Raw genomic sequence first — 15676 nt, 5'->3', positions numbered from 1 at the left:
ATATGTTAGTAAGTATTAAGTTACTTTACAACCTTAAAACTTTACAACTTTACAACCTCAAAACTTTACAACTTTACAACCTGAAAACATCAAACGCCTTAAATCCCTCTTCTTTTTTTCTCTCTACTGATTAAAGATAGTTCTCGTCCGGTTTGTCCCGCCACTGATGTATTTTCTTGAGCCCGGCGAAACAAGTAAGGCATAACGGCTTTAATTGGCCCATAAGGCACGTACTTAGCAACATTATAACCTGAATTAGAAAGGTTGAAACTTAAATTATCACTCATACCCAACAGTTGGGCAAAATAAACATGAGGATGGCTATGGGCGATACCAGCTTTGTCAATTAACTCGGTCAATAGTTTACTGCTTTCTTCATTATGCGTACCGCAAACAAAGCCAATTCGGTCGATATGATCTACGCAAAAACTTAAAGATTCATTATAATCTCTATCCGTAGCGGCTTTGTCAGGCTGTATCGGCGAAGCGTAACCAAGCTCTTCAGCACGCTTACGTTCCTTTTCCATGTAAGCACCACGAACCAACTTAGCACCTAAAATAAAATCGGCTTCCTTAGCAATTAGGTGATCTGCTTGCAAACTAGCTAATTTATCATGTCGGTAAATCTGGTAAGTATTAAACACGATCAATCTTTCCTTATTGAATTTCATCATCATCTCTATCGCTAACAAATCAATCGTATCTTGTATCCAAGTTTCTTCAGCGTCAATCATCACAGGCACACCTCTTTCAAAGGCTGTGCGACAAATTTTCTCACAGCGCTGCTTTACGCGTTCAAATTCAGCCTGTTCAAGCGCCGTTAGCTCTTGCTTAGCATCTATTTTTTCTAACAATGCAAATCTACCAATACCAGTTACTTTAAAAACGGTGATAGGAATTCGTGGATCGCCGTCAGCACGTACCACTGTCCTGATAATTTCTTCGCAGGTAAAGTCAAAAACATGCTCTTCCTCTTCTCCCTCTACCGAATAATCTAAAATAGTTCCAACTTTACCTTGGTGTAGCTGTTCAATGGTATGCTCACATTCGGCAATGGTTTCACCACCGCAAAACTGTTTAAAGATGGTTGCTTTAATGGCTCCCTGGATAGGAACACCTATATTAAGCATGAAATTGGTAATCGGAGGACCTACTTTTGTTAGGAAGTTACTCCCTATCATTTTGAAAAGCCAGTAAGCTTGTTTTAATTCAGCATTAGATTTTTGCTTAAAAGCAACTTCAGTGTTATTGAAGTCAATTTTTTGCTTTGGAAAAGCATCCATTTTTATATTTTATTTAGTCAGAACGCTGCAAAAATATAAATTACTAGCCATCTTAACACGAAAGACTTTCAAATAATCGTAAATTTGCATCGTCATGATACAATTTAAACTAGAAGGTGAATTCATTCCCCTTATTGCTCTCTTAAAAGCTACTGCGTTGGTTCAAAGCGGCGGCGAAGCTCAATCTATCGTTGAAGAAGGTTTGGTAAAGGTTAACGGTGTAACTGAAGAGCGCAAGCGCTTAAAGGTACGCGTTGGAGATAAAGTGGAGTTCTTAAGTAAAACTATAGAAGTAATTTAATGGAAGCGCTAAAAAACAACAATCATTTGATCCATTTTGAGAGTGGCTTAGCACCGTTGAATGATTTACTTTCTACAAATAAGTACAGCAAGGTATTTGTATTCGCCGATAACAATACTGCAGAAATTTGCATGCCTGTTTTTAGAGATTTCCTTCCAGATTTAGATGATTTTGACATTATAGAAACTGATGCCGGCGAAGAGAATAAAAACATCGATTTTTGTATTGGCATTTGGAAAACGTTACTTGATTTCGAAGCGGATAGGAAATGCTTAATGATCAATTTGGGCGGCGGCGTAATTACCGACATGGGCGGATTTGTAGCTTCGACCTATAAACGCGGTATTGATTTCGTGAATATCCCTACAACTTTACTTTCACAAGTTGACGCATCTGTCGGAGGCAAAACAGGCATCGATATTGACAACGTTAAAAATATGGTAGGCACCTTTAGCCTGCCGCAAGCTGTTTTTATCGAAACTACATTTTTGCAAACGCTTCCTCAAAGAGAATTGCTTTCAGGCTTTGCGGAAATGATTAAGCATGGCCTTATTGCTGATGCGGTTTATTATCAAGAGTTAAAGGATAGTGATTACGAACACATTGGGGCCGAAGCCATCTATCGTTCTGTGGAAATTAAAAATGAAGTAGTGCTGGCCGATCCTTTCGAAAAAGGACTACGTAAAATCTTGAATTACGGGCATACCATTGGCCATGCCGTAGAAGGTTACGCATTAGTTAACGACAAATCTCCACTTACCCACGGTGAAGCCATTGCCATCGGGATGATTTGCGAGGCTTATTTATCTGCCAAGTACTGCAATTTATCGCAAGATGAACTTACCGAAATAGCAAGTTATCTACTCTCCTTATATCCAAAATACGAAATCAAGCCAAAGAGCTTTGATGATTTGATGGCGTTAATGCAGAGTGATAAGAAGAATGAAGATGGATTTATCCTATTCTCTCTTTTAGAGCAAATTGGCAAATGCACCTATAACTGTAAGGTAACCAGAGAAGACATCATCAATAGTTTGTTGTATTACAATAGCTTATAAATCATATGACGTTTACGGGAAGTGATATTTCGGTAGGCACACTTTTTAGTTTCGTAATTGTACTTACCATAGTTGAAATGTATTTCAGCTATTCGCATGATAAAAAACTGTACACGAAAAAGGATACTTGGACTAACGTCTATCTCATGCTTTGTGCGGTGCTGGTAAACTTGACCATGAAGTTTGCAACATTTTATTTGTTAGATTACTGCTACCAATTCAGATGGTTCCAAATACGCAATGCGTGGTTATACTGGGTGGCACTTGTATTAATGCAAGATTTCCTGTATTGGCTTTTGCATACTACTGGCCACTATGTTCGATTTTTTTGGGCTATGCACGTTACCCACCATTCTTCGGAGCATTTCAATTTAACAACTGGTTTCCGTTCTACGGTTTTTGAGCCTTTGTATAGGGTATTTTTTTATCTTCCTTTAGCCTTTATGGGCTTTCACGCAATGGATATCCTTTTTGCTTATCTCATTACGCAAATTTATGGTAATTTAGTACATACCAGAGCCATCGGAAAGCTTCATCCCATCTTCGAATATATCTTCGTTACGCCTTCGCATCATCGTGTTCACCACGCTTGTAATATCCGTTATTTAGATAAAAATATGGGCATGGTATTGATTCTTTGGGACAGAATGTTTGGTACTTTTCAAGAAGAGCTGCCCGAAGACGAGATAAAATACGGGCTGACTACACCACCAACGGATACCGGAGCAATCAATATCATTTTCCATGAATTTATTGCTTTAAGTAAGGATGTGAAAAATGCACCTACATTTTGGAATAAGTTGGGCTATATTTTTAATCCACCGGGTTGGAGCCACGATGGAAGTTCGAAAATTGCCAAACAAATGCAAAAAGAATTGCTGGAAACAGAAAAAGCCACCAGTACGATAGGTAACAGTATTAAGAATTTTGGTTAAAATACCATTTCGTTTTTCGGTTCAAAACCCACAAAATAAAATTATTTTCATTTAGGTATTGACAAATTAAATTTGTTGGTGTACATTTGACACCATAAAGCAAGAAATGAATTTTAATACTACATATTGGTTCGGTTACTTTTACTACTTTAGTAAGAGCCAGGACTAATATGCTTAAAGTATAACAACATATTTTAAAACATACAAAAAGGTCCTGGCTAAAAAGTCAGGACCTTTCTTGTTTACAGCAATTATGAAAACAAAAACAAGGGTAGCCATACAAGGTATCAAAGCATCATTTCACGAAGAAGCAGCCTACAAATTTTTCGGCAGAGACATAGAAACAGTAGAGTGCAATTCGTTTAAACAAACTTGTGATGTATTGGATGATGACAAAGCTGACTATGTGGTAATGGCCATAGAAAACTCTATTGCAGGTAGTCTATTGCCTAACTATACGCTAATTCGCGAATACAATTTTGCTGTAGTTGGCGAAGTTTACCTACCTATCCAGCTGCACTTGCTTGCGTTGCCCGGTGTAAAATTTGAAGATATCAAAATAGCTACCTCCCATCCTATCGCCATCAGGCAATGCGTTGATTTTTTTGAAGAATTTCCACAGATACAAGTTATAGAGGGAAATGACACTGCCGCTTGTGCAAAAAAAATCAGAGATGGCCAACTTAAAGACACCGTAGCCATTGCTAACGCTTTAGCTGCAGAAACTTATGGGCTAGATATCATTGAAAGAAGAATAGAATCGAACAAAAAGAATTTTACCCGTTTTTTAATCCTTCGAAAAGATAAAGCAGAAGTGGAAAAAGGAATCAATAAAGCATCAATCTGCTTTCAGGTTGGTCACCATGTAGGCGCATTGGCCCAAGTATTGCAAATCTTTGCTGAACTAAATGTCAACCTAACAAAAATCCAATCGATGCCGGTCCTTGGCCGTAGAAATGAATACTATTTCTACGTAGATATCGAATGGAAAAATATTGAAAACTATGATACTGCCATCAGAAAAGTACTAAAATACACCGTCAACTTTAACATCATGGGCGAATACGTTAAGAATGATAAGGTGTAAACAGTGGCTAAGTACCAATAAAACAAAATCGTAAATCGTAAATCGTAAATCGTAAATCGTAAATAAAATAATATCCTAAAAAATGAAACTAAATTTGAACATCGAGCCTTTAGAAAATTGGCTAACGGCAAACAACCAACCTTTATTAATTTCAGGCCCTTGCAGTGCAGAAACTGAAGATCAATTATTGACTACCGCACACTTACTAGCAGCAACTGGAAAAGTAAGTGTATTAAGAGCTGGGATTTGGAAACCACGTACCCGTCCGGGAGAATTTGAAGGTATTGGCAGCATTGGTTTAGAATGGTTAAAACGTGCCAAGGCAGAAACCGGACTACCTACTGCAGTTGAAGTAGCTAATGCGAAACACGTAGAAGAAGCTTTAGCTGCTGGTGTTGATATCCTTTGGATTGGCGCACGTTCTACAGTGAATCCTTTCACAGTTCAAGAAATTGCGGACGCTTTGCAAGGACACGATATTCCAGTATTGATCAAAAACCCAGTTAACCCAGATTTACAATTGTGGATAGGTGCAATTGAGCGTATCAACAAAGCTGGTATTACAAAAATTGGCGCTATTCACCGCGGTTTCTCTTCATTTGAAAAATCATCATTCCGTAATGAACCAATGTGGGAAATGGCTATTCAATTGAAAACCCTTTGCCCTGAATTGCCAATTATTAACGACCCTAGCCACATTTGCGGTAACCGTGAATTGATTCCTTACATTTCACAAAAAGCATTAGATTTAGATATGCAAGGGCTGATGATTGAATCGCACTTAGATCCTTCAGTTGCCTGGACTGATGCAAAACAACAGTTAACTCCGGCAGCAGTAAGCGAATTGATGGATCGTTTAACTGTACGTGAGCCGGAATCTAAAAACGAAGCTTTTGTTGACAAATTGGCTGAACTACGTAAACAAATTGATAAAATTGATGATTTGTTATTGCAGAAATTGGGCGAGCGTATGTCGATTGTGGAGAAAATTGGCGAATACAAACGTGACAACCAAGTAACTGTATTGCAAGTTAACCGTTGGGATGAAATCCTTAAAAAAGGAACCGCTTTTGCTAAAGCTTTGAAATTAGATGAGCATTTTACCGAAAAGTTCTTGGAATTGGTACACGGCGAATCTATTCGTAAGCAAACCGAGATTTTAAATGCTGGCAAAGTTACACAAGAAGGAATTGCAGCCGAACAACATGCAGAAGTAAAAGCTTAAAGCGCATTAAGTTTCACTTCATTTTTTAGGATAAATCTGTCAAGGAGATTGCTTCGTCATTCCTCGTCGCGATGCCGACAAAAAATTGCTTCGTTGCGAGGCACGAAGCAATCTCTAAGCAGAATACCTTAAATACCAACCGAATCACAAACCAATCCTATGCATAAAAATGCACTAGTTTCTTTTAAAGGAACACAAAACATACAAGCGGAAATACAATTAACAGGCTCTAAAAGTGAATGTAATAGGGCACTAATTATTAAGTCGCTAAGCAATAACCTGGTAAAAGTAGAAAACTTATCAAATGCTGCCGACACCGTTACTTTAAACGCTATCTTATCTGATTTAGACACTCATGAAAGCGATAGCAATACCGAAAAGACCGTTGACGTTGGCCCAGCGGGCACCGCAATGCGATTTCTTTCCGCCTACCTTTCTGCCAAAAACGGAAATTTCCTACTAACAGGTACAGAGCGTATGAAACAACGCCCTATTGGCATTTTAGCCGAAGCGTTAAAAGACATCGGCGCAGATATCAATTATACTGAAAAAGAAGGATTTCCACCACTTTCTATCAACGGACCGCTAACGCAAACAAGCTCACATATCCAAATTAAAGGTGATGTCAGTAGCCAGTATATCTCAGCTTTGCTGATGTTAGCTCCAACCCTACCACAAGGTTTAACTTTGGAAATTATTGGTGAATTGACTTCAAAACCTTATGTGGAAATGACCTTGGCAATGCTAGCCGAGTGCGGTATTTCTCACGAATGGAATGGAAATTTAATTACCATCAAACATCAAAATTATAAATCGTCAACTCTAATTGTAGAACCAGATTGGAGTGCAGCATCTTATTGGTACAGCATTGTGGCTTTGGCAAAAGACGCCCAAATTAGCTTACCATATTTACGGGATAAAAGCTTACAGGGCGATAGTCAGATCCAAAAAATTATGGAAATTTTTGGTGTGAGCACAACAAAAACGAATAATGGTATTGCTTTCAAAAAAGACCAAGCTATTAAGGGAATCGAAGAAGTTTTAGATTTAAAAACTTGTCCGGACTTAGCGCAAACCATAGTGGTTATTGCAGCTGCTTTGGGATTAAACATGAAATTTACAGGCCTAGAAACCTTAAAAATAAAAGAAACTAATCGCGTTGCCGCATTGCAAAATGAGTTGGCGAAAATTGGCGTCAAGTTAAATGAAGACAATTTAATTTACACTTTGGACTGTTCTGGACTTAATTTCCCGAAGAAAGTGAGCATTGCCACTTACGAAGACCACCGTATGGGGATGGCATTCGCCCCTTTAGCTCTATTAATTGAAGAATTAGAAATTGAGGACTTTAACGTGGTTGAGAAATCTTATCCTTACTTTTGGGAAGACTTGAAGAAAGTGGGATTTCAAGTAGAACCCCTCTCTGCCTTGTAGGCATCTCTCCCCAAAAGGGATAGAAATTAACTAGGAAAGGTCTGAGCAACGTTACAACTTTCAACCTTACAACAATTAAACAATAAAGCAACCTGTATTGTACAAGAGTAACTCAATAGTCAATACAATACTCAATACTATAAAAAATGGCAGGCAACTCATTCGGACAACTTTTTCGCATCACCACCTTTGGCGAATCTCATGGCGTGGCAATTGGTGTAATTTTAGACGGCTGTCCTGCGGGACTAAACATCGATTTAGATTTTATACAGTCGGAACTAGATAAAAGAAAGCCGGGACAATCGAAAATTACCACGCAACGAAAAGAGAGCGATACTGTTCAAATACTTTCCGGAACTTTTGAAGGAAAAAGTACGGGTACACCTATCGCCATGCTGATTCCCAACGAAGACCAGCGTAGTAAAGATTATGGGCACAATGTGGATGTTTATCGTCCTAGCCATGCGGATTATGTTTACGATGCGAAATATGGGATTCGTGACCACCGCGGTGGAGGTCGTTCTTCGGCAAGAGAAACCGCTGCAAGAGTTGCTGCAGGTGCAGTGGCCAAACTGCTATTAAAACATCATGGCATCGATATTTTTGCACATGTTACTGCCGTGGGAAAAATTAACGCTCCTAACTTAGAAAGTGATAATATTGCAGAACTACTAGAACTAAGAGAAGCCAACATTGTACGTTGTGCAGATCCTGCTTCTGCAAACGAAATGATCGAGTTTATCGATAGCATCCGTAAAGATGGAGATACCGTCGGTGGAAAAATTGCTTGTATTGTTAAAGGCTGCCCAGCTGGCTTAGGCGAACCAGTTTTTGACAAACTACATGCAGATTTGGGCAAAGCGATGTTAAGCATTAATGCGGTGCATGGCTTTGAATACGGCTCAGGTTTCGAGGGTACTGAATTGAGAGGATCAGAGCATAATGATATTCCATTACCGAAATCTCAGCAAGAAAATCATTTTAAAACCATTACCAACCATGCTGGTGGTATTTTAGGAGGCATTTCCAACGGAATGGACATTACTTTTAAAGTTGGATTTAAACCTGTGGCAACCATCATGCACAATCAACAAACCATTAACGCCGCTGGCGAAGCTTCAGAAATTAAAGGGAAAGGCCGTCACGATCCATGTGTTGTGCCAAGAGCGGTAGTAATTGTAGAAGCAATGGCTGCTCTGGTTTTAGCCGACCATTTACTGCGAAACAAAATAAGCAGGCTTTAAACATTGCTGAAATTGCAACATAAAAAGAATGGGCGATAATTTATCGCCCATTCTTTTTTATACTCGTTTTGTTTATTAATATATTTTCGGATAACGATCTGGATTAGTTTCGCTCATCATCGCATAGGCAGCCTCTACGATATCATCAACCGAAGGTTTTGAAAAATAATCACCATCTGATCCATAAGGTGGTCGGTGTGCCTTTGCTGATAAAGTTTGTGGTTTGCTATCCAATAAATAGTAGCCTTGTTGCACTTCCAACAGCTGTTGCAGGATAAAAGCACTTGCTCCACCCGGCACGTCTTCGTCAACAACTAGCAATTTATTTGTCTTTTGTAACGATTGTTTACAAAGGTGCGATAAATCAAAAGGCAATAGTGTTTGTATGTCAATCACTTCGATATCAATCCCTAACATTGCTAATTCTTCCGCAGCCTCTTCTACCAAACGTAAAGTAGAGCCATAACTTACCACGGTAATATCACTGCCTTTCTTAACAATTTCTGCTTGCCCAAGCGGAACCGTGAATTCGCCAACATTATCAGGCAATTTTTCCTTTAGTCGGTAGCCATTTAAACACTCAATGACCAACGCCGGTTCGTCAGATCTAAATAGCGTATTATACATCCCAGCGGCTTGAGTCATATTACGAGGTACACAAATATGTATTCCTCTTAAACTTCCTAAAAGCATTCCCATTGGTGATCCAGAATGCCAAATCCCTTCCAAACGATGTCCTCTACTCCTTATAATCAATGGTGCTTTTTGTCCAGCTTTGGTACGATAAGATAAGGTAGCCAAATCATCACTTATTACCGTAATACCATACAGCAAATAATCTAGGTACTGAATTTCAGCTATAGGACGCAATCCTCTCATCGCCAATCCAATCCCTTGACCAATGATAGTTGCTTCTCTAATTCCTGTATCTATAACACGTAATTCGCCATATTTATTTTGTAATCCGGCAAATCCTTGGTTTACGTCACCAATGTAACCTAGGTCCTCGCCAAATGCTACTAAACGAGCATCTCTTGAGAAATTCGCATCGAAACAAGCATTCAACAACTCTCTTCCATCGAGCATTTTGCTTGTCTCACTATATTCAACGGGCACTTGTGTTAACTTAAATGGGCTTTCAACACCATCCGTAAACAATTTTGAATTGTATAACTCGGCATAATATTTCGTTTTATTTTCATACCATTTCACCAATTCTTCACGTTCCGCTGAAGGTTTACCTACACTTAGCCTTATCGCTTTACGAGCAGATGAAACCACCTCACGCCTTAAAGCATCATGTGTAGAGGCTAATTGTGCGGCAATCTTACTTAATTGATGATCACCATTGGCCGAGTTATTGATCATACGAACTACATCAGCCTGTTCTTGCTTAATGGTATCTAAAAATTCATTCCACGCTTCTTTTTGTACCTCTTTAACAAATTTCTTAGCAGTTTCTTCCAACTCAACAAGTTCTTCTTCAGTAGCAATTGCAGATTCTAACATCCATTCTCTCATCTTTTGGATGCAGTCATGCTCCTTTTCCCATTGCAAACGTTCCTTGCTTTTGTAACGCTCATGTGAGCCCGAAGTAGAATGACCTTGAGGCTGCGTAACCTCTGTAACATGAATTAAAACAGGCACATGTTCTGTTCTGCAAATTTCTATCGCCTTAAGGTAGGTTTCACATAAGCCTGGATAATCCCAACCTTTTACCTTAAAAATTTCGTAACCATTGGTTCCTTCACCACGTTGAAAACCTTTTAGCACTTCGGAAATATCTTCTTTAGTGGTTTGATATTTGGCTGGAACAGAAATTCCATAACCATCGTCCCATACGGAAATCGCCATAGGTACTTGCAAAACACCTGCGGCGTTAAAGGCTTCAAAAAACACCCCTTCAGAGGTTGAAGCGTTACCTATAGTACCAAAAGCTACCTCATTGCCATTTACTGAAAAATGTTTAAGGTAGTCAAGTTCTTTATTTTCTTTATATAATTTAGAAGCGTAAGCCAAGCCTAACAATCGAGCCATTTGACCACCTGTTGTCGAAATATCAGAAGAGGTATTTTTAACGGTCGTTTGATCTCTCCAAGTACCGTCATCATTTAGTAGCCTAGTGGAGAAATGGCTATTCATTTGGCGACCAGCTGAAGCTGGATCAGCTTCTACATCGGGATTTGCATAAAGTTGAGCAAAAAATTCCTTAACTGTGGCTATCCCAGTTGCAAAGGCAAAAGTTTGATCTCTGTAATATCCAGCACGCCAATCTCCCTTCTTGAATACCTTAGCCATCGCCAACTGAGGTAGCTCTTTGCCGTCACCAAAAATCCCAAACTTGGCTTTACCTGTAAGTACTTCTTTTCGGCCCAATAAACTTGCTTGACGACTTTCAACGGCAATCCTATAATCGTTGATAACGATAGCTTTAAAATCTTCAAAAGTGAGTTCTGAAGCATCAATTTCATTGGCGATAATTTTCCCTGATGATACCATAAGCTATAAAATTGGTCAAGTGTCAAAGATACGATTCTTTCTAATTCAGCATTAAGGATATGGGCAAATAATATTTGGAATACTTTTTGTTTTAACTTATAAACAGTACATTTGTTATATACTAAACACAAATTAACAGCAATGAAAAAGCTACTTATTTTACTAGTTACCGTAGTTGGTTTAGGCCTTACTGCTAACGCTCAATCAAAACCCGCAGAATTTAAGTTTGATACTGAAACTCACGACTTTGGCAAAATAAAATTAGACCAAGCAGTGAGTTATACTTTCAACTTCACTAATGAAGGAGACGCTCCTTTGATCATTTCCAAAGTGGAGCCAACATGTGGTTGTACAGTTGGTGAGTATACCCAAACTCCGGTTAAAAAAGGAGAAAAAGGTTACATAAAAGTTACAGTAAAAAAATCTGGATCACCTCTTCCATTCAATATGGCTGTTACTGTTACTTCAAATGCTAGAACCAGCACTAAAGTACTTTATCTAAAAGGAGAAACAGTAGCTGGAGCTACTAAATAACAGAAAGCAATACAACATTTTTAATTGAAAACCTCGTTATTACAACGGGGTTTTTATATTTTTGTGCCATGCCAAAAATATCTGAAAAAGGGCTACAGATGCCCGCCTCACCCATTAGAAAACTAACTCCATTTGCTGATAAAGCTAAAGCTGATGGAAAAAAAGTACACCACCTCAATATTGGACAGCCAGATATTGAAACTCCAGAAGGTATGCTAAACGCCATTAAAAACATTGATTTTAATGTTTGGGCCTATACTCCGTCTGAAGGAACGTTGGCTTACAGAAAAAAACTTACAGAATATTATAATAAGCTGGGCTACAATATCGCTCCAGAAAACATATTGGTAACTGTTGGCGGTTCAGAAGCTATCACTATTGCCATGCAAACTTGTGTTAACGAAGGTGACGAAATTATTATTCCCGAGCCTTTTTATGCAAATTATAACGGTTTTGCCTGCATGAGCAACGTGGTGGTTAAGCCTATCTTATCATATATTGAAAATGGTTTTGCCTTACCTCCTATTGCCGAGTTTGAAAAGCTAATTACGGAGAAAACAAAAGCAATTATTATCTGCAACCCAAATAACCCAACCGGTTATTTGTATTCAAAAGAGGAATTAGATGCCTTGAAAGCGCTTTGTTTAAAGTACGATCTTTTCCTATTCTCAGATGAAGCTTATCGTGAGTTTTGTTACGACGGTCGTGAGTTTATTTCTCCAATGCATTTGGACGGATTAGATCAAAACGTAGTGGTAATGGACACCGTCTCTAAACGTTACAGTGCCTGCGGCGCACGTTTAGGCTGCCTAATCACTAAAAATAAAGATATTATTGCTGCTGGGTTAAAATTTGCGCAAGCACGTTTAAGTCCTGGTATGGTTGAGCAGATTGCTGGGGCGGCTGCAGTAGACACTCCGGATAGCTATTTCGAGGCAGTGAATAAAGAATATACGTTACGCCGAGATACCTTAGTAAACAGACTGAACAATATTGAAGGCGTTTATTGCCCTAATCCGGGAGGCGCTTTTTATGTAGTTGCCAAATTTCCTATTGATGATGCGGATAAATTTTGTCAGTGGATTTTAGAAAGTTTTGCGCATAACAATGCTACGGTGATGATGGCTCCGGCAACGGGTTTTTATTCTTCAGCTGGTTCTGGCAAAAACGAAGTTCGCATGGCTTACGTGCTTAATGTTGATGATTTGAATGCAGCCATGGATTGTTTAGAGCTGGCATTACGCCAGTATCCGGGACGTACACTTTAGTAGTTAATCTTCATAAAAAATTAGCCACGCTTGATAAGGTGTGGCTTTTTTTTTGGAGCGCAGTTGCAAGCTATCATCGGCAACGAAAGTCCCGCTTTTTGCTGCTGCCGATAAAAATCGGCATTCGCGTCAATCGGGGCTAATAGGCAATCGCAATGCTACTAAGCTACATGAGGGGCTGCCCAGCCAAAAGCTACTGCACGTTGTAAACTAAACCCGGCTTAGCGAGAAAGCCCGCATTGCGGAGGCCGGAGATGGGGAGCGGACTTGAAGCGATGGCGGGACTGCAGTTTAATAAGGCCCACATCAATTGCTTTTCTCGAAAATCATCTTTAAGCGGACAAACTGGCATTTTTTTTGTACTTTTGCACTTAGTTTGGCAAGTTGAACTGATTACAGTGGAACTTCCAACTTAATTGGGCCCGTTCCTGGATTTGACAGGGTGGCGCTGAATATGTAAGCATGTAGTGCGTTGTACGGAGAGCACTTTAAAGAGAACGTTCAAAACAATAATTGGCGAAAATAACTACGCCTTAGCTGCCTAATTTAGAATTACGCAAGCTTTTGTCTCGTTAGGCTCTGTTTTGCGGCTTAACATCAGAGGCATCGAACTGCAGAACTAGCCTTTACTACGTTGCTAACTAAAGGCGAAATTTAGCAAATACGGAGAACGGTACAGGTACGCGACCCACCTTCCCTCTCCCGACAATTAAAGGGAAGCTACACATGTAGAAAGCATACTTTATCACACAACTGGACAAGGGTTCGACTCCCTTCGGGTCCACTTAAATCGCCTTAACTATTTAATAGTTAAGGCTTTTTCATTTTTATTTCTTTTATAAATTATCTCTCTTAGGTTTTTTACAGAGTTTAAAGCTACTGATTTTCAACTGTTTGTGTTTTTGTTGCGGTTCGATGTTCATTATACCTCTTTTTTTATTGTGTTCACCTTTTCTTCACGGGATGTTTTGCTCTTAAAATTGGAAAGGGATATTTTTACAATCAACTCAGCTATTGTTTCCAGCGCATAGAGTTCCTGTTGGTTGTCGACTGCTAGTGAACGCATCGATATTCTTTTTGCTTTTCTCATGTCTAAAATTTTAAATATCTATACTTTGTTTTCGAGTCATAGAAAATAACTTCATCCTGAGCAATTGTTTTAGGTCGTGGTTGAATGATGCGTCAAAAAAAGAACTGGAAAAGCCTTCTTTGTCCCAGGTAAGTTTGTCCCGAAACAGACAATGCACTAAAACCTGCTTCTGTTCGGTATTACAGCTGGAATATATTCGGTAGAGGCTAGACTTGTCCGAAAGAAGACTGTTGATTTCCAATTGTAGCGAATTTTTTCTGTGCTTGCTTTCCCATAGTTTCTCCTCAAGTTCTGATAATTCTGATCTCAATTTTATATTCCATCTATCATAAACAGGCTTTTCTATGAGATTATCTATAAATTTTTCCTCAAGCTGTAAGATCTTTCTCTCGATCAATCTTCTTTTTCTGCTCCTTTCCATGTCGATTCTCTGTTCTGCAATCCTTGAAGCTTTCAATAATGGTTTGGCAAGTTGGTTGATCAGATGGACCTGATGGGGCAGAAAGTGTATATTCTTGAGTATCGCCTCGAACTTTCGATGTATGATATCGCCCGAAATATTTAGATTATGATGTCCCGTACATTTATAATACAAATAATATTTGGACCTGCCTTTTGACCATGCGGCCGTTAGATGCCTTCCACAATGACAATTGAGCACACCACGTAAAGGAAAATCTGCCGCTAACCTACTTTTTCTTGGCTGCTTTTTTGAAAGCTTCTGTTGGACGTTCAAAAAATCCTCTTCAGATATTATAGGGCTATGGATGGCTTTCACATACCTTTCAGGTATATCTTTATACGAGGGGATTTTGACCAGTCCCGCATAGGTGCAATTTTTTAACACATTATATATTGCATTTTTCCCATGGTTATGGAAGCCGATATCCCTTGCATTTGTATGTATGATAGGTAAGGGAATGTTAAGGAGGTAATCCCTGAATATTTTTCGTACCACTTTTGCTTGTGCGTGATCTATTTTGATATAACTTTCCTTATCGGATTTTATGTTGCGATAACCATAAGGAGCCTTCCCGAGATATCTCCCATGTTCCTTGGCATTTAGGATTCCTTGTCGAACCCTTGTTCTGATGTTAAGAAGTTCATGGTTTGCCATGAGGTAATCAAAAGCTCTTTTCATGAAAACATCAGGATCGGCCGTGTTCATCCCAATTCTTTCGTTAGTTGAAATAACAACTACACCATATTTTTTCTCGAGTTCGGCAATCTTGATCAGCGCTTCTGGTAGATTCCTGCTGAACCTGTCATGATCCAGTACAACCAAGTACTGACATTCCCCCTTGTGCGTCCTGATGAATTCTTCAAGGGCGAGATAATCTGGTCTATCGAAAGTGTAACTATCCTGTCCATTATCGCTAAAAATTTCTAAAATATTAAGACCATTGTTTTCACAATAGTTCCTTATAATATTTTCCTGGTATTCCAAAGATTTGGACTGATCCCTTGTACTCAGTCTCAAATAACCTACAACATTCATATCTTTTTGATTTAATTGGTTAATTTAAAACGAACGTTACTTTGCTGTAATAGTTATCGAACAGACCGTTAAACGGCTCCATATCAACCTACGAACGGGCAATCCGACAGCCAGTGCCTTAAAGGGTGCAAACCAAATCTAAGTTCAAATATTATCAATCAGTTGAGCGGAGAAATAGAGCAGGTTTTCAATCAATGGTCAAAGCTCAAGATTCCCGATA

Annotated in this window: 13 protein-coding genes and 1 other RNA gene; 10 read left to right on the top strand and 4 right to left on the bottom strand. The window is 39.0% G+C overall.

The window, feature by feature from the left end; translation table 11 throughout:
• Positions 1-98: 98 nt before the first annotated feature.
• Positions 99-1283: a proline dehydrogenase family protein gene (locus ACY2A0_RS16240; RefSeq protein ID WP_461790420.1), complete on the bottom strand. Its 1185-nt coding sequence runs from the start codon at positions 1281-1283 to the stop codon at positions 99-101.
• Between the two features lie 94 nt (positions 1284-1377).
• On the opposite strand from ACY2A0_RS16240, the gene ACY2A0_RS16235 reads away from it, so the two are divergent.
• The 7 genes from ACY2A0_RS16235 (at position 1378) to aroC (ending at position 8567) form a co-directional block, all read left to right on the top strand.
• Complete coding sequence (locus ACY2A0_RS16235) at positions 1378-1584, top strand: RNA-binding S4 domain-containing protein (protein ID WP_461790419.1); 207 nt, start codon at positions 1378-1380, stop codon at positions 1582-1584.
• Complete coding sequence (gene aroB / locus ACY2A0_RS16230; protein WP_461790418.1) at positions 1584-2642, top strand: 3-dehydroquinate synthase; 1059 nt, start codon at positions 1584-1586, stop codon at positions 2640-2642. The genes ACY2A0_RS16235 and aroB overlap by 1 nt, the downstream gene beginning before the upstream one ends.
• Positions 2643-2647: 5 nt before the next feature.
• Positions 2648-3577 carry a sterol desaturase family protein gene (locus tag ACY2A0_RS16225; RefSeq protein ID WP_461790417.1) on the top strand — a complete coding sequence of 310 codons (930 nt, stop codon included), beginning with the start codon at positions 2648-2650 and terminating at the stop codon, positions 3575-3577.
• Positions 3578-3830: 253 nt separating this feature from the next.
• Positions 3831-4664 (top strand): prephenate dehydratase, encoded by an 834-nt coding sequence (locus ACY2A0_RS16220; protein ID WP_461790416.1) that lies wholly within the window; start codon positions 3831-3833, stop codon positions 4662-4664.
• Between the two features lie 82 nt (positions 4665-4746).
• Positions 4747-5889, top strand: coding sequence for a chorismate mutase (locus ACY2A0_RS16215; RefSeq protein ID WP_461790415.1), 1143 nt, complete (start codon positions 4747-4749; stop codon positions 5887-5889).
• A 159-nt stretch (positions 5890-6048) separates the two neighbouring features.
• Entirely contained in the window at positions 6049-7323 is a 1275-nt protein-coding gene (gene aroA / locus ACY2A0_RS16210; protein ID WP_461790414.1) for a 3-phosphoshikimate 1-carboxyvinyltransferase, read from the top strand.
• Positions 7324-7469: 146 nt separating this feature from the next.
• Positions 7470-8567 (top strand): chorismate synthase, encoded by a 1098-nt coding sequence (gene aroC / locus ACY2A0_RS16205; RefSeq protein WP_461790413.1) that lies wholly within the window; start codon positions 7470-7472, stop codon positions 8565-8567.
• 75 nt (positions 8568-8642) lie between these two features.
• On the opposite strand, the gene ACY2A0_RS16200 is transcribed toward aroC, so the two are convergent.
• Positions 8643-11066, bottom strand: a complete 2424-nt coding sequence (locus ACY2A0_RS16200; protein ID WP_461790412.1) for an alpha-ketoacid dehydrogenase subunit alpha/beta — start codon at positions 11064-11066, stop codon at positions 8643-8645.
• 141 nt (positions 11067-11207) lie between these two features.
• Between ACY2A0_RS16200 and ACY2A0_RS16195 the strand changes: the two genes are divergently transcribed.
• From ACY2A0_RS16195 to ssrA, 3 genes are all read left to right on the top strand, one after another.
• Positions 11208-11600, top strand: coding sequence for a DUF1573 domain-containing protein (locus ACY2A0_RS16195; RefSeq protein ID WP_461790411.1), 393 nt, complete (start codon positions 11208-11210; stop codon positions 11598-11600).
• 68 nt (positions 11601-11668) lie between these two features.
• Complete coding sequence (locus ACY2A0_RS16190) at positions 11669-12868, top strand: pyridoxal phosphate-dependent aminotransferase (protein ID WP_461791699.1); 1200 nt, start codon at positions 11669-11671, stop codon at positions 12866-12868.
• Between the two features lie 418 nt (positions 12869-13286).
• Positions 13287-13655, top strand: a transfer-messenger RNA (tmRNA) gene (gene ssrA, locus ACY2A0_RS16185).
• 135 nt (positions 13656-13790) lie between these two features.
• On the opposite strand, the gene ACY2A0_RS16180 is transcribed toward ssrA, so the two are convergent.
• Both ACY2A0_RS16180 and ACY2A0_RS16175 read right to left on the bottom strand, forming a co-directional pair.
• The gene (locus ACY2A0_RS16180) at positions 13791-13958 is read right to left on the bottom strand and encodes a hypothetical protein (RefSeq protein ID WP_461790409.1); all 168 of its coding nucleotides are present in this window, start codon (positions 13956-13958) and stop codon (positions 13791-13793) included.
• Positions 13959-13968: 10 nt separating this feature from the next.
• Positions 13969-15456, bottom strand: coding sequence for a recombinase family protein (locus ACY2A0_RS16175; protein WP_461790408.1), 1488 nt, complete (start codon positions 15454-15456; stop codon positions 13969-13971).
• Between the last annotated feature and the right edge of the window lie 220 nt (positions 15457-15676).

Source organism: Pedobacter sp., from assembly GCF_965249885.1.
In the GTDB taxonomy this organism is placed as follows: domain Bacteria; phylum Bacteroidota; class Bacteroidia; order Sphingobacteriales; family Sphingobacteriaceae; genus Pedobacter.
The sequence above is the reverse complement of the archived record's forward strand: the minus strand, read 5'-3'. Positions and strand labels throughout refer to the sequence as shown.